General features: G+C 71.5%; 16 protein-coding genes. 7 read left to right on the top strand and 9 right to left on the bottom strand.

Going from position 1 to position 19,183, the window contains the following annotated elements:
* The first annotated feature begins 146 nt into the window (after positions 1-146).
* On the top strand, positions 147-1,124 hold the full coding sequence (locus ACZ5SK_RS28170; RefSeq protein WP_334576427.1) for an NAD(P)-dependent oxidoreductase: 978 nt from the start codon (positions 147-149) through the stop codon (positions 1,122-1,124).
* A 31-nt stretch (positions 1,125-1,155) separates the two neighbouring features.
* On the opposite strand, the gene ACZ5SK_RS28165 is transcribed toward ACZ5SK_RS28170, so the two are convergent.
* Entirely contained in the window at positions 1,156-1,599 is a 444-nt protein-coding gene (locus tag ACZ5SK_RS28165; RefSeq protein ID WP_361705730.1) for a DUF6299 family protein, read from the bottom strand.
* 230 nt (positions 1,600-1,829) lie between these two features.
* Here ACZ5SK_RS28165 and ACZ5SK_RS28160 point away from each other — a divergent pair, with 230 nt between their 5' ends.
* Complete coding sequence (locus tag ACZ5SK_RS28160) at positions 1,830-2,042, top strand: DUF5999 family protein (protein ID WP_334576431.1); 213 nt, start codon at positions 1,830-1,832, stop codon at positions 2,040-2,042.
* A gap of 46 nt (positions 2,043-2,088) precedes the next feature.
* Here ACZ5SK_RS28160 and ACZ5SK_RS28155 read toward each other — a convergent pair whose 3' ends face one another.
* Together ACZ5SK_RS28155 and ACZ5SK_RS28150 are read right to left on the bottom strand one after the other, a co-directional pair.
* The gene (locus tag ACZ5SK_RS28155) at positions 2,089-2,490 is read right to left on the bottom strand and encodes a RidA family protein (protein WP_334576433.1); all 402 of its coding nucleotides are present in this window, start codon (positions 2,488-2,490) and stop codon (positions 2,089-2,091) included.
* Positions 2,487-3,650 (bottom strand): acyl-CoA dehydrogenase family protein, encoded by a 1,164-nt coding sequence (locus ACZ5SK_RS28150; protein WP_334576435.1) that lies wholly within the window; start codon positions 3,648-3,650, stop codon positions 2,487-2,489. Before ACZ5SK_RS28150 ends, ACZ5SK_RS28155 begins: the two co-directional genes overlap by 4 nt.
* Positions 3,651-3,871: 221 nt before the next feature.
* On the opposite strand from ACZ5SK_RS28150, the gene ACZ5SK_RS28145 reads away from it, so the two are divergent.
* Positions 3,872-5,536 carry an AMP-binding protein gene (locus tag ACZ5SK_RS28145; protein WP_334576437.1) on the top strand — a complete coding sequence of 555 codons (1,665 nt, stop codon included), beginning with the start codon at positions 3,872-3,874 and terminating at the stop codon, positions 5,534-5,536.
* 15 nt (positions 5,537-5,551) lie between these two features.
* The gene (locus tag ACZ5SK_RS28140; protein WP_334576438.1) at positions 5,552-6,412 is read left to right on the top strand and encodes a PaaX family transcriptional regulator; all 861 of its coding nucleotides are present in this window, start codon (positions 5,552-5,554) and stop codon (positions 6,410-6,412) included.
* Here the strand turns inward: ACZ5SK_RS28140 and ACZ5SK_RS28135 are convergent.
* Both ACZ5SK_RS28135 and ACZ5SK_RS28130 read right to left on the bottom strand, forming a co-directional pair.
* A complete protein-coding gene (locus ACZ5SK_RS28135) occupies positions 6,402-8,792 on the bottom strand; it encodes a bifunctional salicylyl-CoA 5-hydroxylase/oxidoreductase (RefSeq protein ID WP_468576673.1) in 2,391 nt (796 codons plus the stop codon). The two genes, ACZ5SK_RS28140 and ACZ5SK_RS28135, sit on opposite strands and share 11 nt — an antisense overlap.
* Before the next feature lie 2 nt (positions 8,793-8,794).
* Entirely contained in the window at positions 8,795-9,622 is an 828-nt protein-coding gene (locus ACZ5SK_RS28130) for an enoyl-CoA hydratase family protein (protein ID WP_361705715.1), read from the bottom strand.
* A 314-nt stretch (positions 9,623-9,936) separates the two neighbouring features.
* On the opposite strand from ACZ5SK_RS28130, the gene ACZ5SK_RS28125 reads away from it, so the two are divergent.
* Positions 9,937-10,398 carry an ATP-binding protein gene (locus ACZ5SK_RS28125; protein WP_079664717.1) on the top strand — a complete coding sequence of 154 codons (462 nt, stop codon included), beginning with the start codon at positions 9,937-9,939 and terminating at the stop codon, positions 10,396-10,398.
* A 30-nt stretch (positions 10,399-10,428) separates the two neighbouring features.
* Here ACZ5SK_RS28125 and argF read toward each other — a convergent pair whose 3' ends face one another.
* Together argF and ACZ5SK_RS28115 are read right to left on the bottom strand one after the other, a co-directional pair.
* The gene (gene argF, locus ACZ5SK_RS28120; RefSeq protein WP_361705713.1) at positions 10,429-11,436 is read right to left on the bottom strand and encodes an ornithine carbamoyltransferase; all 1,008 of its coding nucleotides are present in this window, start codon (positions 11,434-11,436) and stop codon (positions 10,429-10,431) included.
* Positions 11,437-11,561: 125 nt separating this feature from the next.
* Positions 11,562-12,785, bottom strand: coding sequence for an arginine deiminase (locus ACZ5SK_RS28115; protein WP_319343287.1), 1,224 nt, complete (start codon positions 12,783-12,785; stop codon positions 11,562-11,564).
* Between the two features lie 152 nt (positions 12,786-12,937).
* On the opposite strand from ACZ5SK_RS28115, the gene ACZ5SK_RS28110 reads away from it, so the two are divergent.
* The gene (locus ACZ5SK_RS28110) at positions 12,938-14,107 is read left to right on the top strand and encodes an SPFH domain-containing protein (protein ID WP_334576448.1); all 1,170 of its coding nucleotides are present in this window, start codon (positions 12,938-12,940) and stop codon (positions 14,105-14,107) included.
* Positions 14,104-15,006, top strand: a complete 903-nt coding sequence (locus tag ACZ5SK_RS28105; protein ID WP_468576672.1) for an NAD(+)/NADH kinase — start codon at positions 14,104-14,106, stop codon at positions 15,004-15,006. Before ACZ5SK_RS28110 ends, ACZ5SK_RS28105 begins: the two co-directional genes overlap by 4 nt.
* 9 nt (positions 15,007-15,015) lie before the next feature.
* Here the strand turns inward: ACZ5SK_RS28105 and ACZ5SK_RS28100 are convergent, their stop codons facing one another.
* Together ACZ5SK_RS28100 and ACZ5SK_RS28095 are read right to left on the bottom strand one after the other, a co-directional pair.
* The gene (locus ACZ5SK_RS28100; protein ID WP_334576451.1) at positions 15,016-17,598 is read right to left on the bottom strand and encodes a polynucleotide kinase-phosphatase; all 2,583 of its coding nucleotides are present in this window, start codon (positions 17,596-17,598) and stop codon (positions 15,016-15,018) included.
* A complete protein-coding gene (locus ACZ5SK_RS28095; RefSeq protein WP_361705751.1) occupies positions 17,595-19,085 on the bottom strand; it encodes a 3' terminal RNA ribose 2'-O-methyltransferase Hen1 in 1,491 nt (496 codons plus the stop codon). The genes ACZ5SK_RS28100 and ACZ5SK_RS28095 overlap by 4 nt, the downstream gene beginning before the upstream one ends.
* Positions 19,086-19,183 lie beyond the last annotated feature (98 nt).

Genomic DNA, 19,183 nt, shown 5'->3' with positions numbered 1-19,183 from the left:
TCTCACCCTATGACCGCCGTCATAAGGAGGACTACTATGACCGCTGTCATAGTCGGTCGGCCGATGGTGAGTGCGACGAGCGCGACGGGGGCGACGAGGGCGACGGCCCGGCCTCGGGCATGAGCCGGACAAGGCGGTGGTGCATCGTGCACGTAGATTCCGGTGGTTCCCGTGGTCCCGGTGGTTCCGGTGTCACCGGTGGTCCCCTCGGCTTCGTCCGTTCGCTCGGCTTCGTCGGGCTCGGGGTCATGGGGCAGCCGATGGCCCTCAACCTCGCCCGCGCCGGGACGCCCCTCGTCGTGTGGAACCGCACCCCCAGCCGGTGCGAGCCCCTGCGCGCGGCCGGAGCCGGGATCGCGGAGAGCCCGGCCGAGGTCTTCGACCGGGCCGGGACGGTGCTCCTCATGCTGGCCGACGAGAACGCGATCGACGCGGTGCTGGGGCGCGGCGCCCCCGGCTTCGCGGCACGCGTCGCCGGACACACCGTCGTCCACATGGGCACGACCTCGGCCGAGTACTCGGGCAGCCTCCAGGACGACATCCGGGCGGCGGGCGGGAGATACGTCGAGGCTCCGGTCTCCGGGTCCCGCGTGCCGGCCGAGCAGGGCGAGTTGGTGGGGATGCTGGCAGGCGACGACGATGCCGTGGCGGCCGTACGGCCCCTGCTCGCCCCCGTCTGCCGCGAGACGTTCGGCTGCGGTCCGGTCCCGGGCGCGCTGCTGATGAAGTTCTCGGTGAACCTGTTCCTGATCACGCTGGTCACCGGGCTGACCGAGGCGTTCCACTTCGCCGACGGGCACGGGCTCGACCGGCGCCTGCTGCGGGACGTCCTGGACGCGGGCCCTATGGCCAGCCCCGTCTCCCGCGTGAAGGCGGCCAAGTTGCTGGCCCGCGACTTCACCGTCCAGGCGGCCGCCGCGGACGTCCTGAAGAACAACCGTCTGATCGCGGAGGCTGCCCGCAAGGCCGACCTGGCCTCCCCGCTCCTCGACGTCTGCCACACCCTCTACGGCGAGACCGTCGACCAAGGCCACGGCGGCGAGGACATGGCAGCCGTGCTGCACGCGCTGGAGACCCGGACCCACGGCACTGGCGGGACCGTCCGGCCGGAGGAACGAGCATGAGCTGGACGGTCCAGCGGCGCGGCCGCGTCGCTCAGCCCTCCGTCAGGGTGATGTCCTCTTCCCGTGTCGCGTGGAAGCGGGGCAGGGGCAGGCCGCCCGCGGGGCGGAGTTCCATCAGCGTGGCCTCTACGTGGGCCGCGCCGGGTTCGAGGTCTTTCGGGGTGGCCTTGCCGGTGTTCTTCCAGGTGTGCTCGGCGCCGTCGCACACGGCACGGCTGCCGCCGATGCCGTGCCGGACGTCGGCGGATTTCCGGGCGACGGAGGAGCTGACGAAGACGGGTCCCGTGGTGCCGACGCAGCGGTAGGTGCCCGAGAGGGTGACGGTGCCGTCGGCGGCGATACGGCCGACCGGGTCGACGGTGACGGACTCCGACGCAGCGTCAGCGGCGGCGGTGGCGGTGGCGGCGAGAGCCGGAACGGCCAGCAGAAGCAGGGCGGCACCGGTGGCCGCGGACAGGGCGGGGCGCAGCGACATGGAAGAACCTCCTGTTGTGGGAGCCTCCACTGGTACCGGGCGGGCGCGCCCGCGACGGTGATCGTCACTCCTTCGGTGGCGAGTCCGCGCCGGTCGTCGACGAACGGTCGTGGAGTTGTCCTGGTGCTGTCACGTTCTCGGGCACCCTCTGGCGATGACTTCGCGCCGGGCGCATGGTCTGTTTATGCGGGCCGACCGGACGGCCGACCCCACCGACGTGGAGGTGCGCCATGTGTTCCCACCTGTTTCCCAGCGCTTCTGCCGACACCCATTCCGTGCACGTCGTCGCCGCCCACCCCGAGCAGGGCTGGAACCTGCTCTGCGACGGCACGATCGTCTTCGACGACTCCGGCGAGCTGCTGCCCGACGGCCGGGTCGTGGACCCGCACCGGATGACCGTGACCGTGCCGTCGGCCGCAGAGCGGCTGGTCGTCGCCGCCTGACCCTGATCAGCGCCCCGGCCCGTCGATCGCGGTCCGCGGGTGCCGGTCACCGGTCCAGTACGGCGAACCCGTCCAGTTCGACGAGCGCCTGCTCGTCCCAGAGTCGTACGATTCCGACGACCGCCATCGCCGGATAGTCGCTGCCCGCCAACTCCCGCCAGATACGGCCCAGTTCGGGCGCGCACTCGCGATACGCGGCGACGTCCGTGACGTAGACCGTGACGCGCGCCAGGTCCGACGCCGTGCCGCCCGCCGCCGCCAACGCGGCCAGCAGATTCGTCAGCGCCCGCGCGAACTGTTCCGACAGCGACTCCCCCATGACCTTCCCGTCGGCGTCGAGCGCGGTCTGGCCGGCCAGGAACACGATCCGACCGCCGACGGCGACGACGGCATGGGAGAAGCCGGTGGGCGGGGAGAGTTCGGGCGGATTGACGCGCTCGACGGTCACCGGGCCTCCAGGTCTGCGCGTCCGGCCCGTTCGGCCCGTTCGGCCTGCTCTGTGTACAACTCCCGGGCGATGATGCCGCGTTGGACCTCGCTGGCGCCCTCGTAGATCCGCGGTGCGCGCACCTCCCGGTAGAGGTGTTCGAGCAGATGGCCGCGGCGCAGCGCCCGTGCGCCGTGGAGTTGGACGGCCGCGTCGACGACGTACTGCGCGGTCTCGGTGGCGAGCAGCTTGGCCATCGCTGCCCGCTTGGGGACGTCCGGGGCCGCGTCGTCGTACGCCGTCGCCGCCGAGTGGACCATCAGGCGGGCGGCCTCCGTGCGCAGCGCCATCTCGGCGACCTGGTGAGCGACCGTCTGAAGGTCCATCAACTTCCCGCCGAAAGCGTCCCGTTGGGACGTGTGGGAAAGGGTGGCGTCGAGGGCGGCCTGGGCCATGCCGACGGCGAAGGCGCCGACGCTGGGGCGGAACAGGTTGAGGGTGCCCATGGCGACCCGGAACCCGCGGTCGGGCTCGCCGAGCACGTCGTCCGCCGTGACCGGGACGGCGTCGAAGCGGAGGGCGCCGATGGGGTGCGGGGAGAGCATGTCGAGGGCGGAGCCGGTGAGGCCGGGACGGTCGGCGGAAACGAGGAAGGCGGTGACGCCACGGGCCCCGGCGCCTGGGGTCGTGCGGGCGAAGACGGTGTAGAAGTCGGCCTCGGGAGCGTTGGAGATCCAGCACTTCTCACCGGTGAGCCGCCAGCCGCCCGCGCCGTCCCGCTCGGCGGCCAGGGCGAGTGCCGCCGCGTCCGAGCCCGCGCCCGGCTCGCTCAGGGCGAACGCGGCCACCGCGCGGCCGTCGGCGACCCGGGGCAGCCAGCGTTCTCGTTGGGCGGGGGTGCCGTGGGCGTGGACCGGGTGCGCGCCGAGTCCTTGCAGCGCGAGGGCGGTCTCGGCCTCGGTGCAGGCGTAGGCGAGGGACTCGCGCATCAGGCAGAGATCGACGGCGCCGGAGGTGAACAGACGGGAGAGCAGCCCGAGTCGGCCGAGTTCGGCGACGAGCGGGCGGTTGACGCGGCCCGGCTCGCCCGTCTCGGCAAGGGGGCGCAGTCGGTCGGCGGCCAGCGCACGCAGCTCGGCACACCAGGCGGCTTGCGTCGGTTCGAGCGAGAATGCGGACATCTCCTGTCCCCTCTGCTGTACGAGTGCCGTCTCTGCTGTACGAGTGCTGTCCGATCCGTCGACCCCGGCCGCGTGCGTCTCCTCTGACAGTGTCCGACGATATCGCGTACCGTTGACTGTCGTCACCAAGGCGATACGCTCGATGTGCGAGCCCAAGACGACGCCCGCCCGGGCGGCCCAGCCGGACAGACCGTCCATCCAGGCAAGGGGGGCGCACGCCCATGCACGTCTCGGCCCATGTCGACACCTTCGCCCGCGACCATCTCCCGCCGCCAGGCCACTGGCCCGAGCTCCGCTTCGAGCTGCCCGAGCTGGGCTACCCCGACCGGGTGAACTGCGCCGCCGAACTGCTCGACCACGCCGCCCCGGAGCGGCCCGCCTTCCACACCCCGGCCGGGCCGTCCTGGACGTACGGCGAGCTGCGCGCCCGGGTCGACCGGATCGCGCATCTGCTCACCGGCGACCTCGGGGTCGTTCCCGGAAACCGCGTCCTGCTGCGCGGGCCCACCACGCCGTGGCTCGCCGCGTGCTGGCTGGCGGTGCTCAAGGCGGGCGCGATCGCGGTCACCGTCCTGGCCCAGCAGCGGCCGCAGGAGTTGCGCATCATGTGCGACATCGCCCGGGTGAGGCACGCGCTGTGCGACATCAGGGCGGTCGACGACCTCGTCAAGGCGGAGATACCCGGGCTGCGGATCACGGCCTACGGCGGTGACGCCCCCGACGACCTGTTGAACCGGCCGGCGCCGACCGAGCCGTACCGGGCCGTCGAAACCGCTTCCGACGATGTCGCGCTGATCGCGTTCACCTCCGGCACCACCGGCCGTCCGAAGGGCTGTCTGCACTTCCACCGGGATGTGCTGGCGATCGCCGACACCTTCTCGCGACATGTGCTGAAACCGCTTCCCGACGATGTCTTCGCCGGCAGTCCCCCACTCGGCTTCACCTTCGGACTCGGCGGGCTGGTCGTCTTCCCGTTGCGGGTCGGCGCCAGTGCGCTGCTGCTGGAGCAGGCAAGCCCACGGCACCTGTTGCCGGCGATCGCCGAGCACCGGGTGAGCGTGCTGTTCACGGCGCCCACCGCCTACCGCGCGATGCTCGACGACCTCGACGGGCACGATGTCTCGTCGCTGCGGCGCTGTGTGTCCGCCGGCGAGAACCTGCCCGCCGCCACCTGGCGGACCTGGCACGAGCGGACGGGGCTGCGGCTGATCAACGGCATCGGTGCCACCGAGCTGCTGCACATCTTCATCTCGGCGGCCGACGAGCGCATCCGGCCCGGCACGACCGGCGTCCCCGTGCCGGGCTGGCACGCGCGCGTGCAGGACGCGGACGGGGCGCCCGTGCCCGACGGCGAGCCCGGTCTGCTCGCCGTGCGCGGCCCGGTCGGCTGCCGCTATCTCGCCGACCCGCGGCAGCAGCAGTACGTGCGCGACGGCTGGAACATCACCGGCGACACGTATGTCCGCGAGGCCGACGGCTACTTCCGGTATGTCGCCCGCGCCGACGACATGATCATCTCGGCCGGGTACAACATCGCGGGACCCGAGGTCGAGGAGGCGCTGCTGCGCCATCCGGACGTGGCCGAGACGGCGGTCGTGGGGCGGCCCGACGAGCGCCGGGGGCAGGTGGTCGTCGCGTTCGCCGTGCTGCGGGAGGGCGCCCGACGCGACACGGAGGCGCTGCGCGCCTTTGTGGAACAGGAGCTGGCGCCGTACAAGTGCCCGCGCGAGTTCGTGTTCCTGGACGCGCTGCCGCGCACCGCGACCGGGAAACTGCAGAGATTCAGACTGCGCGCCGAAGACAGCAACGAACACAGCACCGAAGGCGGCACCGAAGGTGACGGCGTACCTCACACCGGTGAGGACACCGATGGTGACCAGCAGTGATACCGAAGACCTAAGATGATCAACGTGTCCGACCAGCCAGCACCCCGGTCTCTCATCGTCACGCTCTACGGCGCGTACGGCCGCTTCGCACCGGGCCCGGTGCCCGTCGCCGAGCTGATCCGGCTGCTCGCCGCGGTCGGTGTCGACGCGCCCTCCGTACGCTCCTCGGTGTCCCGGCTGAAACGGCGCGGGCTGCTGCTGCCGGCCCGTACCGCACAGGGCGCGGCCGGGTATGAACTCTCCGACGAGGCACGGCAGTTGCTCGACGACGGCGACCGGCGCATCTACGCCACGGCGCCCCCCGTGGACGAGGGGTGGGTGCTGGCGGTGTTCTCGGTGCCGGAGCCGGAGCGGCAGAAGCGGCATGTGCTGCGGTCGCGGCTCGCGGGTCTGGGCTTCGGCACGGCGGCTCCGGGGGTGTGGATCGCCCCGGCGCGACTGCACGAGGAGACCCGGCACACCCTCCGGCGGCTGCGCCTGGACCCGTATGTCGACCTCTTCCGCGGCGAGCACCTCGGCTTCGCGCCGACCGTCGAGGCCGTGGCCCGCTGGTGGGACCTGGCGGCCATCGCCAAGGAGCACGAGACGTTCCTCGACCGCCACGCGCGCGTGCTGGAGGCCTGGCAGCAGCGGCCGGACACCCCGCCGCAGGAGGCCTACCACGACTACCTCCTGGCCCTGGACTCCTGGCGGCACCTGCCCTACACGGATCCCGGTCTCCCCGCGCGCCTGCTGCCGCAGGGCTGGCCGGGCACCCGCTCGGCGGCGGTGTTCCAGGCGCTGCACGAGCGGCTGCGGGACGCGGGGGCGGAGTTCGCCGGGGTCCCCGGCGCGGACCATCAGGCTCCCGGATCCCCCGGCGACCTCAACTCGTGAGCGTCAGGCGGGGTTTGGCCGCGTCCGTGCGTCCGGTGCGCGGGGGCCGGCTGCCCGCGCGGTAGGGGGCGGGCCAGTCCGTGCCGGGGCCGGTGTAGCCCTGCTCGGCGGCCGCGTGCAGGGTCCAGTTGGGGTCGTAGAGGTGGGGCCGGGCGAGGGCGCAGAGGTCCGTACGGCCAGCCAGGATCAGGGAGTTGACGTCGTCCCAGGAGGAGATGGCGCCGACCGCGATCACCGGGACGCCCGTCTCGTGCCGGATCCGGTCGGCGAACGGTGTCTGGTACGAGCGTCCGAACTCGGGCCGCTCCTCGGCCACCACCTGCCCGGTCGACACGTCGATCGCGTCGACCCCGTGCGCGGCGAAGGCGCGGGCGATCTCGACGGCGTCGTCGGCCGAAGTGCCGCCCTCGGCCCAGTCGGTGGCGGAGATGCGTACGGTCATCGGGCGGTCCGCCGGCCAGACCTCGCGGACCGCGTCGAAGACCTCCAGCGGGAAGCGCAGGCGCTTGGCGAGCGAGCCTCCGTAGGCGTCCGTGCGGCGGTTGGTCAGCGGGGAGAGGAAGCCGGACAGCAAGTAGCCGTGGGCGCAGTGCAGTTCGAGCAGGTCGAAGCCGGAGCGGGCGGCCCGTCCGGCGGCGGCGGCGAACTGTTCGCGCAGATCGGTGAGTTGGGCCCGGCCGAGCGCGCGGGGCGTTTGGCTGTCCGGCTTGTAGGGCAGCGGGGAGGCGGCCACGAGCGGCCAGTTGCCGTCGGGCAGGGGTTCGTCCATGCCCTCCCACATCAGCTTCGTGGAGCCCTTGCGCCCGCTGTGGCCGAGCTGGACGCCGATCGCGGCGCCCGGCGCGTGCGTGTGCACGAAGTCGGTGATCCGCCGCCAGGCGTCGGCCTGCCGGCCGGTGTAGAGGCCGGTGCAGCCGGGGGTGATGCGCCCCTGCGGGGACACGCACACCATCTCGGTCATCACCAGAGCGGCCCCGCCGAGGGCGCGGGCGCCGAGGTGGACGAGGTGGAAGTCACCGGGGACGCCGTCGGTGGCGGAGTACATGTCCATGGGTGAGACGACGACCCGGTTGCGCAGGGTCAGGCCGCGCAGCCGGAACGGGGTGAACATCGGGGGCGTCCCGGGCGGGCAGCCGAACTCCCGCTCCACGGCCTGTGTGAAGTGGGGGTCGCGCAGCCGCAGGTTGTCGTGGGTGACGCGACGGCTGCGGGTGAGGAGGTTGAAGGCGAACCTTCGGGGCGGCTGGTCGAGGTAGCGGCCGAGGTTCTCGAACCACTCCAGGCTGGCGCGGGCGGCCCGCTGGGTGGAGGCCACGACGGGCCTGCGCTCCTCCTCGTACGCGGTCAGCGCCGAGGGCGGATCGGGGTGTTCCGCCAGACAGGCCGCCAGCGCCAGGGCGTCCTCGACGGCGAGCTTGGTGCCGGAGCCGATGGAGAAGTGGGCGGTGTGGGCGGCGTCGCCCAGCAGGACGAGGTTGCCGTGCGACCAGCGCTCGTTGACCACCGTACGGAACGTGGTCCAGGTGGAGTTGTTGGATTTCAGGGGGCGTCCGCCGAGCGCGTCCGCGAAGATCTTGGCGCAGCGTTCGACCGTTTCCCGCTCGTCGAGTTCGTCGAAACCGGTTGCTCGCCAGACTTCCTCGCGCATCTCGACGATCACGGTCGAGGCGTCGGCCGCATACGGGTAACCGTGCAACTGCATCACGCCGTGCTCGGTCTCGGCGGTCTCGAAGCGGAAGGCGTCGAAGGCGAAGTCGGCGGCGAGCCAGATGTAGCGGCAGCGGTGGCCTGCCACCTGGGGCCGGAAGACGTGGGCGTACGCCTCGCGGGTGGTGCTGTGCACCCCGTCGGCGGCGATGACGAGGTCGTACTCCTGCGTCAGCCGGGCGGGGTGCGGCGCCTCCGTACGGAAACGCAGGTCCACGCCGAGGAAACGGCAGCGCTCGTGCAGGATCTGCAGAAGGCGTTTTCTGCCGAGGGCGGCGAAACCGTGTCCTCGGGAGGTGTGGCGGATGCCTCGGTGGACGATGTCGATGTCGTCCCAGCGGATGAAGTCCCGCTGGAGGGCCGTGTAGACCTGCGGGTCGGCGTGTTCGATGCCGCCCAGGGTTTCGTCGGAGAGGACCACTCCGAAGCCGAAGGTGTCGTCGGGGGCGTTGCGTTCCCAGAGGGTTACTTCCCGGGTGGGATCCAGGCGTTTCAGCAGCGCTGCGGCGTAGAGACCGCCGGGGCCGCCGCCGATGACCGCGATGCGTCGCGGGCGGCGGGTGGTCGACGGCGGCTGCCGGTCGTTCGTGGCTGGTCGCGGCCTCGCGGTGGCGGCCGCGGCTCCACCGCGGCCCGGCGTCGCCGGGGACGTTGCCCGCGCGTCGGCTGCCATGTCTACCGGCCCTTCCACTTCGGAGGCCGCTTCTCCTTGAACGCGGCGTGGAACTCCGTGTAGTCCTCACCGTTCATCAGGAGGGCCTGGGTGGCCGCGTCCAGTTCCACCGCCGTCGCCAGCGGCATGTCCAGCTCGGCCGTCAGCAGGGCTTTCGTCTGCGCGTACGCCAGGGCCGGGCCGTCGGCCAGGCGGCGGGCCAGGGTCTGTGCGGCCTCGTCGGCCCGGCCCTCCTCCGTCAGTTCGCTGATCAGGCCGATCCGTTCGGCCTCGGGGGCGCGGACCGGTTCGCCGAGCATGAGCAGGCGGGTGGCGTGGCCGAGGCCGACGACGCGGGGCAGGAGGTAGGCGGCGCCCATGTCGCCGCCGGAGAGTCCGACCCGGGTGAAGAGGAACGCGAAGCGGGCGCTGGGGTCGGCGACGCGGAAGTCCGCGGCCAGGGCGAGGACCGCGCCGGCGCCCGCCGCCACTCCGTGCACGGCAGCGATCACCGGGAACGGGCACTCCCGTACGGCCCGCACGACGTGGCCGGTCATCCGGTTGAAGTCGAGGAGCTGGGCGGTGTCCATGCCGAGGGTGGCGCCGATGATCTCGTCGACGTCCCCGCCGGAGCAGAAGCCGCGTCCCTCGCCGGCCAGGACCAGGGCGCGGACCGACCGCTCCCGGGACAGTTCGGCGAGCAGGTCGCGCAGGTCGGCGTAGGCGCCGAAGGTGAGGGCGTTGAGTTTCTCGGGACGGGCCAGGGTGACGGTGGCGATGCCGTCGGTGAGCTCGACGCGCAGGTGACGCCAGTCGGAGGTGCGGGCGGCGGAGCCGGTGAAGGGACTCATGAGGCGGCCTCCTCGACAGTCACCCTCGAAGTTATCACTCTCTCGTGACTGTCGTCATGAGTACGCGATAGACCGTCCGGGCAGAATCGCCGTGTCACCGCACGACATGTTCCCGTCACACACGTCACCGGTCGTCAATAACGCGGTAACAACGGGATCAGCTGCGCGAGGGGGACCGTTGACCCGGGTAAGTCGCCGGTAGCGGGGCCGAGGGTCCCGTACGGCACCCACCGAGCGCCTCTGCCGGAGGCCGCCGTTACCATTCATAAAGTTGAAAGCAGGACCGCCTGATGTCGATCACGGGAACCTGCGCCATGAACGGACTCGCCTTGCACGAACGCCCCGCCGACTCCGCCGCCTCCTGGCGAATCGCACTGCCGCACTCCGCCGCGGCCGTGCCGGTGGCCCGCGCACTGGTCCGTACGGCGCTGGCCGAGCTGAAGCACGGGGCGGACAGCGACACCGCGGAGCTGCTCACCGCCGAGCTGGTGGCGAACGCCGTGGAGCACACCGCCGGGGACGCCCCGATCGAGCTGGTGGTGGAGCTGCAGCCGACCGGCTGCCAGGTCGAGGTGCACGACCCCGACCCGGTTCCGCCCGGCGATCTCACCCGGCCGTCCGGCGAGGAGCCCGACCCCTGGCAGGAGCACGGGCGGGGGCTGCTGCTGATCCGCGCCCTCAGCTCGTCCTGCGGGCACCGGCCCACGGACCAGGGCAAGGCTGTGTGGTTCAGGCTGGCCGCGGTCCCGCAGCAGTGGCGTCCGCGTCCGGCGTGACGCCGGCGCCCCGGACGACGTAGGGCCAGGTCAGGCCAGGGTTGCCACGAGTACGGCCTTGATGGTGTGCAGCCGGTTCTCCGCCTCGTCGAAGACGACCGAGTACTCCGACTCGAAGACCTCGTCGGTGACTTCCAGCGAGTCGAGGCCGTGACTGTCGTATATGTCCTGGCCGACCTTGGTGCCCAGGTCATGGAAGGCGGGCAGGCAGTGCAGGAACCTGACGTCCGGGTTGCCGGTGGCACGCAGGACGTCCATGGTCACGGCGTACGGGGCGAGGGCGGTGATCCGCTCGCCCCAGACCTCCTTGGGCTCACCCATGGAGACCCATACGTCGGTGGCGACGAAGTCGGCGCCCGCCACACCCTCGGCGAGGTCCTCGGTGAGCAGGATCGTGGCGCCCGAGGCCTCGGCGAGCTCGCGGGCCCGGCCGACGACCTCGTCACCGGGCCAGTACGCCTTGGGCGCGACGATACGGACGTCCATGCCGAGCAGCGCCCCGGTGACCAGGTAGGAGTTGCCCATGTTGAAGCGGGCGTCACCGAGGTAGGCGAAGGCGATCCCGTTCAGCGGCTTGCTGCTGTGCTCGGTCATGGTGAGCACGTCGGCAAGCATCTGAGTGGGGTGCCAGTCGTCGGTGAGGCCGTTGTAGACGGGGACGCCCGCGTGGGCGGCGAGCTCCTCGACCTTCTGCTGGCTGTCGCCGCGGTACTCGATGCCGTCGTACATCCGGCCCAGGACGCGCGCGGTGTCCTTCACCGACTCCTTGTGTCCGATCTGCGAGCCGACGGGGTCGAGGTACGTGGTCGACGCGCCCTGGTCGGCGGCGGCGACCTCGAACGCGCAACGGGTCCGCGTCGACGTCTTCTCGAAAATCAGCGCGATGTTCTTCCCGCGCAGGTGCTGCGGCTCGGTCCCGGCCTTCTTGGCGGCCTTCAGCTCGGCGGCCAGCTCGATCAGGCCGCGGAACTCCTGCGCCGTGAAGTCCAGCTCCTTGAGGAAGTGGCGGCCGGCGAGGGCGGTCGGGACAGTCGCCATGGGGGCGCTCCAGAGGTACGAGAACAGGACCGTGGAAGTCTATACGATGATTAGCATTTCTATACAGCCTCCCGTTCCTATGGCCATACAGCCTCCCGTTCCTATGGCCATACAGCCTCCCGGTCCTATACGGCCGCCCGTTCGACCGGACAGCTCATACAGCGCGGCCCGCCCCTCCCCCGGCCCAGCTCACTGCCCGGGATCTCTATCACTTCGATGCCCTGTTTGCGCAGATGGGTGTTGGTGGTGACGTTGCGCTCGTAGGCGATGACCACGCCCGGTTCCACGGCGAGGACGTTGCAGCCGTCGTCCCACTGCTCACGTTCGGCTGCGTGGACGTCCTGGGTGGCGGTGAGCACCCGGATCTCGCTGAGGCCGAGGGCGGCGGCGATCGCGCGGTGCATGTGCTCCGGGGGGTGGTCGGTGACCTTCAACTCCTTCTCGCCGACGCCCGGTTCGATGGTGTACGAGCGGAGCATGCCGAGGCCCGCGTACTGGGTGAAGATGTCGCCGTCGACCATCGTCATCACCGTGTCGAGGTGCATGAAAGCGCGCCGCTTCGGCATGTCCAGGGCCACGATGGTCTCGGCCGAGCCCGCGGCGAACAGCTTGTGGGCGAGCATCTCGACGGCCTGCGGGGTGGTGCGCTCGCTCATGCCGATCAGCACGGCGCCGTTGCCGATGACGAGGACGTCGCCGCCCTCGATGGTGGACGGGTAGTCGGACTGCCCCTCGGACCAGACGCGGAACGTTTCGCCACGGAAGAGGGGATGGTGCCGGTAGATCGCCTCGAAGTGGACGGTCTCGCGTTGCCGGGCCGGCCAGCGCATGGCGTTGATGGCGACGCCGTCGTAGATCCAGGCGGAGGTGTCGCGGGTGAAGAGGTGGTTGGGGAGGGGGTCGAGGAGGAAGTCGTCGAGGTCCATCACATGGAAGCGCACGGACGTCGGTTCGGAATGCGCTTCCAGGAACTCCCGCTTGGTCATGCCGCCGACGAGGGCCTCCGCCAACTCCGGAGCGGGCAGGGTGTCGAAGGCGGCGCGGAGGTGATCGGTGGCGAGCACCCCGTACTCCTTCTCGTCGAAGACGCGGTCCAGGACGAGCGCTCTGGCCGCCGGGATCCCCAGGGCCTCGGTGAGCAGGTCACCGAAGAGGTGCACGGCGACGCCGCGGTCACGCAGCACATCGGCGAAGCCGTCGTGTTCGGCGCGCGCCCGGCGCACCCAGAGCACGTCGTCGAAGAGCAGGGTGTCCTTGTTGCTGGGGGTGAGCCTTTTGAGCTCGAGATCCGGCCGGTGCAGGATGACGCGGCGCAGCCGCCCGGCCTCGGAGTCGACATGGAATCCCATGTCTCCATCCTGACCATCGGGGACCGTCTTCACCCGCCGCCCGACCGTTTCCGTATCCGCTTTGTTTTCGTCCCCTTGACGACAACTTCCCCTCGCGACTATCGTCGGATTATCGTCGCAGTGACGAAAATTGGGAGCGAGGGGGATCATCCATGGCCGACATCACCCGGCGGCTGGGCTGGCGGCATCTGCGCGGCGGCCCCACGGCACACGTCCGCCACCACCGCTCGGGCAAGCTGGTGCACGACGGACCGGGGCTCAGCTTCTGGTTCCGCTCGCTGAGCGCCTCCCTCTCCGAAGTGCCGGTCGACGACCGGGAGTTGGCCATGACCTTCCACGCACGTACGGTCGACTTCCAGGACGTGGCGGTGCAGGCGACGGTGACCTACCGGGTAAGCGATCCGGCCGTGGCCGCCGCCCGTCTCGACTTCTCCATCGACCCGGACACCGGCGCGTGGCGCGGCGCGCCCCTGGAGCAGCTCGGCACGCTTCTGACGGAGACGGCGCAACAGCACGCGCTGGACGTCCTCGCGCGTACGTCGCTGTCGTCGGCGCTGGTGGACGGTGTGACGGCGGTGCGGGAGCGGGTCGCGGCGGGGTTGGCGGCGGAGCCGCGGCTGCCGGCCACGGGCATCGAGATCGTGGCCGTCCGGGTCGTCGCCCTGCGTCCGGAGCCGGAGGTGGAGCGGGCGCTGCGGACCCCGGCGCGCGAGCTGATCCAGCAGGAGGCCGACCGGGCGACGTACGAGCGGCGGGCGGTGGCCGTCGAGCGGGAGCGGACGATCGCCGAGAACGAACTGGCCAGCAGGATCGAACTCGCCCGCCGTGAGGAGCAGTTGGTCGAACAGCGCGGTACGAACACCCGCCGGGAGGCGGAGGAGAACGCGGCCGCGGACAAGGTACGGGCGGAGGCGGAGGCGACGCGCACCGTGCGGCTCGCGGAGGCGGAGGCCGCGCGGTCGGTGAAGCTGGCGGACGCGGAGGCCGCGAAGCAGGTGCGGTTGGCGGACGCGGAGGCGCAGCGCACGGAGCGGCTGAGCCAGGCGGAGGCGACGCGCACGGTGCGGCTCGCGGAGGCGGAGGCGGCCCGGTCGGTGCAGTTGGCCCGCGCCGAGGCCGAGGCGGCGCGCGAGGTCGGCGAGGCACGGGCCCAGGCGCAGGCGGCCTGGCTGCGGGTGCACGGCGACGTCGATGTGGCGACCCTGCACGCGCTCACCGGGACGCGGCTGGCGGAGAACCTGCCGCACATCGACAGCGTGACGATCTCGCCGGACGTACTGACCGGGCTGCTGTCGAGGCTCGGCGCGGGAGAACGGGAATGAGTCTCGCCCCGCGGGCCGTGCTGGTCCACCGCACCACGGAGTACGAGGAGTTGGTGGCCCGCCATGGCACGCACGGCCAGGCCGCCTTCTTCCTCTCCTCGCGGGGCCGGGAGATCGAGGAGGTCGCCGAACGCCATCGCCGCACCCGGCGCGCGCTGGCGGAGGTGACGGCCGCGATTCCTCTGACGTGGCGTCAAACACGGGTCGAGCGGGCCGACTTGGACCGCTTCCTCTTCGCCCCCGAGGACGTGGTGGTAGTGGTCGGACAGGACGGTCTGGTGGCGAACGTCGCCAAGTACCTCGCCGGGCAGCCGGTGGTGGGCATCGACACGGACCCCGGCCGCAATCCGGGCGTCCTGGTCCGTCACCGCCCGGAGGACTCCCGGACGCTCCTGCCTTCCGTGCTCGCGGCCGGCACCGGCACGGCCGAGCTGACCATGGTCGAGGCGGTCGCCGACGACACGCAACGGCTGCTGGCCCTCAACGAGATCTACCTGGGCGCCGCAGGCCACCAGACCGCCCGCTACCGCCTGGGCCTCGACGACGACGGCGCCGTCGAGGCCCAGGCCTCCTCCGGGGTGCTGGTGGGCACGGGAACGGGGGCGACCGGCTGGATCCGGTCGGTGTGGCAGGAACGGGGCGGCGGCGGTCGCCTACGGCTGCCGGGCCCTGCGGAGGACCGCCTGGTGTGGTTCGTACGGGAGGCGTGGCCGTCCCCCGCGACCGGCACCTCCCTGGTCGCCGGCGAACTCGCGGCCGGCGGCCGGCTGATCCTCACCGTCGAATCAGAACGCCTCATCGCCTTCGGTGACGGCATCGAGAGCGACGCGGTGGAGCTGACGTGGGGGCAGCAGGTGCGGGTCGGGGTGGGCGGGGAGCGGTTGCGGTTGGTGGGGTGAGGGCCCCGCTCACAACCGGGGGTCCACCGGCTCCGACTCCAGGGCCAGGACCCCGAACACCGCCTCGTGGACGCGCCACAGGGGCTCGCCCTCGGCCAGGCGGTCGAGGGACTCCAGGCCGAGGACGTACTCACGGATCGCCAGCGACCGCTTGTGGTTGAGGAACCGGCCGCGCAGCCGGGTCAGGTTGTCGGGGCGGGTGTACTCCGGGCCGTAGATGATCCGGAGGTACTCGCGGCCACGGCACTTGATGCCCGGCTGGACCAGCCGGCCCTCCTCGTCGCGGGTGAGCGCGGCGAGCGGCTTGACGACCATGCCCTCGCCGCCCCGGCCCGTCATCTCCAGCCACCAGTCGACGCCGGCCCGGACCGACTCGGGGTCGGCCGGGTCGACGTACAGGCGGCGGGTGGTCTGGAGCAGACCCGTGGTGTCGTGTTCCACCAGGCGGTCGAGAAGCGACAGTTGTTCGTCGTGAGCCAGGGCCGCGAGGCTGCGGCCCTGGACCGCGAGGATCTGGAACGGGGCGAGGCGTACGCCGTCCAGGCCGTCCGTCGGCCAGCAGTAGCGGCGGTACGCCTGCGTGAACGCGGCCGCGTCCGAGGCGCGTTCACGCTGCCGGGACAGGAGGTCCGTGACGTCGACGCCTCGCGTCGCCGCGCCTTCCAGGGCGGCCAGCGCACCCGGGAAGACGGCGCCGGACGCGGCGCCCACGGCCGCGTACTGCGAGCGCAGGAGGCCGGTGGCCTTCAGCGACCACGGCATCAGTTCGGCGTCCAGCAGGAGCCAGTCGACCGTGCCGGAGGCACTATCGGGTGCAGCCAGCTCCGACCACAGGCCCGCCTCGTCCACGGCGGTGCGCACCCGGCCGAGGATCTCCTCCGTGACCGCACCGTCGTCGAAGAACGGGCGGCCCGTGCGGGTGTAGAGGGATCCGGTGGGGCCGTCCACCCCGAAACGCTTGCGTGCTGTCTCCGCGTCGCGGCACACCAGGGCCACCGCCCTGGAGCCCATGTGCTTCTCCTCGCACACGACCCGGGCGACGCCGTCCCGCGCATACTGCGCGAACGCCTCCGCCGGGTGCTCCAGATAGCCCTCGACGTGCGACGTCGCCGTGGGAGCCATCGTCGGCGGAAGGTAGGGCAACAGGCGCGGGTCGACGGCGAAACGGCTCATGACCTCCAGGGCCGCGGCCGCGTTCTCCTCACGGATCGAGACTCGGCTGTGCCCGTCGTAACGGGTTTCGACGATACGCCGGCCGTTGACGTCGGCCAGGTCCAGGGGCCGGCCGTCGTGTCCGCCGGGCGCCTGGGACCGCAGCGGCTTCGTCGGCTCGTACCAGACCTGCTGCGCCGGTACGTCGACCAGCTCGCGCTCCGGCCACCGCAGCGCGGTGAGCTTGCCGCCGAAGACGGCGCCGGTGTCCAGGCAGATGGTGTTGTTCAGCCAGGTGGCCTCCGGGACGGGAGTGTGGCCGTAGACGACGGCCGCCCGGCCCCGGTAGTCCTCCGCCCACGGGTAGCGCACCGGCAGGCCGAACTCGTCGGTCTCACCGGTGGTGTCGCCGTACAGGGCGTGCGAGCGGACACGGCCGGAGGTACGGCCGTGGTACTTCTCCGGCAGACCGGCGTGGCAGACCACCAGCCGGCCGCCGTCGAGGACGTAGTGGCTGACCAGAGCGTCGATGAACTTCCGTACCTCGGCGCGGAACTCCTCGCTCTCCGTCTCCATCTGCTCGATGGTCTCGGCGAGTCCGTGGGTGTGCTGGACGTTGCGGCCCTTCAGGTAACGGCCGTACTTGTTCTCGTGGTTGCCGGGCACACACAGGGCGTTGCCCGAGGTGACCATCGACATGACGCGGCGCAGCACCGCCGGGCTGTCCGGGCCCCGGTCGACCAGGTCGCCGACGAAGACGGCCTGACGTCCGTCCGGGTGGACGCCGTCGGTGTAGCCCAACTTGCCCAGGAGCGACTCCAGTTCGGCGGCGCAGCCGTGGATGTCGCCGATGATGTCGAAGGGCCCGGTGAGGTGGGTCAGGTCGTTGAAACGCTTTTCGGTGACGACCGAGGCGTTCTCGACGTCCTCGACGCCCCGCAGGACGTGCACCTTGCGGAAGCCCTCGCGCTCCAGGTGGCGCAGGGAGCGGCGGAGTTCGCGGGTGTGACGCTGGATGACCCGGCGGGGCATGTCGGCGCGGTCGACGCGGGCCGCGTTGCGTTCGGCGCACACCTCTTCCGGGACGTCCAGGACGATGGCGATGGGCAGCACGTCGTAACTCTTGGCCAGGTCGATCAGTTGACGGCGGGCGTCCTGCTGCACGCTCGTCGCGTCGACCACCGTGCGGCGGCCGGCCGCCAGCCGCTTGCCCGCGATGTAGTGCAGGACGTCGAAGGCGTCGCGGGTCGCGCTCTGGTCGTTCTCGTCGTCGGAGACCAGGCCACGGCAGAAGTCGGAGGAGATGATCTCGGTGGGCTTGAAGTGGCGGCGGGCGAAGGTGGACTTGCCGGACCCGGACGCGCCGATCAGCACGACCAGGGAGAGGTCGGTGACGGGCAGCACTCGGCCCTGCTTCGTGGAAACCTGCGTCTCGGTCATGCTGCCTTCGCCTCCTTCTCGTTCATGTTCGCGTTCTTGGCGCCTGCGGTGCTCAGTTCGAAGACGGCCATCTGGGTGGGCGGGCCGACCTCCGGGTCGTCCGGGCCCACGGGCACGAACTCGACGTCGTAGCCGTGCCGTTCGGCGACCGTGGCCGCCCAGGTGCGGAACTCCTCGCGGGTCCACTCGAAGCGGTGGTCGCCGTGCCGGACATGGCCGGCCGGGAGGGTCTCCCAGCGGACGTTGTACTCGACGTTCGGGGTCGTCACGAGGACGGTCCTGGGGCGGGCCGAGCCGAACACGGCGTACTCCAGGGCGGGCAGCCTCGGCAGGTCGAGGTGTTCGATCACCTCGCTGAGCACGGCCGCGTCGTAGCCCTTGAGACGGGCGTCGGTATAGGCGAGCGAGCCCTGGAAGAGCCGGACGCGCGCGGCCTGCCGCTCCCCCATGCGCTCCAGCTTCAGGCGGCGGGAGGCGATGGTGAGCGCGCGCATCGACACGTCGACGCCGACGATCTCGGTGAACCGCGGGTCCTTCAGCAGCGCCTGCACCAGCTGACCCTGGCCGCAGCCGAGGTCGAGGACCCGGGCCGCCCCGGACGCCGTCAACGCCGTGATGATCGCCTCGCGGCGCAGCACGGCCAGCGGCGTCGGGCGCTCCTCCGTCTCGGCCTCCGCCTCGACGGCGTTGTCGATCTCCTCGACCTCGCTGTCGTCGGCCTCGGCGAGCCTGACCAGCTCCAGCCGTTCCATCGCCTGCCGGGTCAGCGACCAGCGGCGGGACAGGTAACGGCTGGTGATCAGTTTCTGCTGGGGGTGGTCGGCCAGCCAGCCCTCACCGGCGCGCAGCAGCTTGTCGACCTCGTCGGGGGCGACCCAGTAGTGCTTGGCGTCGTCGAGGACGGGCAGCAGGACGTACAGGTGGCGCAGGGCCTCGGCGAGCGTGAGCGTCTCCGCTTCCAGGACGAGGCGCACGTACCGCGAGTCGCCCCAGTCGGGGAACTCCGGGTCGAGGGCCACCGGTTCGACGCCGACCGTCCAGCCGAGCGGCTCGAAGAGGCCACGGACGAGGCCGGGGCCGCCGCGGGCGGGCAGCGCGGGTACCTCCACGCGCAACGGCCGTGCCTGCGCGGGCAGTTCGGGCTTCGCGGCGCACACTCCGCGCATCGCGCTGGAGAACACCCCGCTCAGCGCCACCGCGAGCAGCGAGGAGGCCGCGTACGGGCGGTCGTTGACGTACTGGGCGAGGGCCGCGTCGGGAGCGCCGCCGCGCCCCTTGCCCTTGCCGCGCCTCACGAGCGCCACGGCATCCACCTCCAGCAGCAGCGCCGCCGTGCAGCGCTCGGCGTCCGCCTCGGGGTAGAGGACGTGGGCCTTGCCGTAGGAGGTGGAGAACGCCTGCGATTTGTCGGGATGCTTGTGCAGCAGGAAGCCCAGATCGGTGGCGGGGCGTTCGGGGGTGCCGGTGGTGCTGATCGTCAGGAACACGGTGGGTGCCTCGGAAGGGTTCGGATGGAGCGAAAGCGCTGGTCGTGCGCTCACGCGCCTCTCCAACGTACAGAGAACCGGTGAGGAACACGCGAAAT

Source organism: Streptomyces sp. NPDC031474, from assembly GCF_055581185.1.
The sequence above is the reverse complement of the archived record's forward strand: the minus strand, read 5'-3'. Positions and strand labels throughout refer to the sequence as shown.

What these genes read in the sequence shown, in the direction of transcription:
- ACZ5SK_RS28165 (WP_361705730.1), bottom strand. Translation starts at nt 1,599, where the DNA reads ATGTCGCTGCGCCCCGCCCTGTCCGCGGCCACCGGTGCCGCCCTGCTT.
- ACZ5SK_RS28160 (WP_334576431.1), top strand. Translation starts at nt 1,830, where the DNA reads ATGTGTTCCCACCTGTTTCCCAGCGCTTCTGCCGACACCCATTCCGTG.
- ACZ5SK_RS28150 (WP_334576435.1), bottom strand. Translation starts at nt 3,650, where the DNA reads ATGTCCGCATTCTCGCTCGAACCGACGCAAGCCGCCTGGTGTGCCGAG.
- ACZ5SK_RS28145 (WP_334576437.1), top strand. Translation starts at nt 3,872, where the DNA reads ATGCACGTCTCGGCCCATGTCGACACCTTCGCCCGCGACCATCTCCCG.
- ACZ5SK_RS28140 (WP_334576438.1), top strand. Translation starts at nt 5,552, where the DNA reads ATGATCAACGTGTCCGACCAGCCAGCACCCCGGTCTCTCATCGTCACG.
- ACZ5SK_RS28135 (WP_468576673.1), bottom strand. Translation starts at nt 8,792, where the DNA reads ATGGCAGCCGACGCGCGGGCAACGTCCCCGGCGACGCCGGGCCGCGGT.
- ACZ5SK_RS28130 (WP_361705715.1), bottom strand. Translation starts at nt 9,622, where the DNA reads ATGAGTCCCTTCACCGGCTCCGCCGCCCGCACCTCCGACTGGCGTCAC.
- ACZ5SK_RS28125 (WP_079664717.1), top strand. Translation starts at nt 9,937, where the DNA reads ATGAACGGACTCGCCTTGCACGAACGCCCCGCCGACTCCGCCGCCTCC.
- argF (WP_361705713.1), bottom strand. Translation starts at nt 11,436, where the DNA reads ATGGCGACTGTCCCGACCGCCCTCGCCGGCCGCCACTTCCTCAAGGAG.
- ACZ5SK_RS28115 (WP_319343287.1), bottom strand. Translation starts at nt 12,785, where the DNA reads ATGGGATTCCATGTCGACTCCGAGGCCGGGCGGCTGCGCCGCGTCATC.
- ACZ5SK_RS28110 (WP_334576448.1), top strand. Translation starts at nt 12,938, where the DNA reads ATGGCCGACATCACCCGGCGGCTGGGCTGGCGGCATCTGCGCGGCGGC.
- ACZ5SK_RS28105 (WP_468576672.1), top strand. Translation starts at nt 14,104, where the DNA reads ATGAGTCTCGCCCCGCGGGCCGTGCTGGTCCACCGCACCACGGAGTAC.
- ACZ5SK_RS28100 (WP_334576451.1), bottom strand. Translation starts at nt 17,598, where the DNA reads ATGACCGAGACGCAGGTTTCCACGAAGCAGGGCCGAGTGCTGCCCGTC.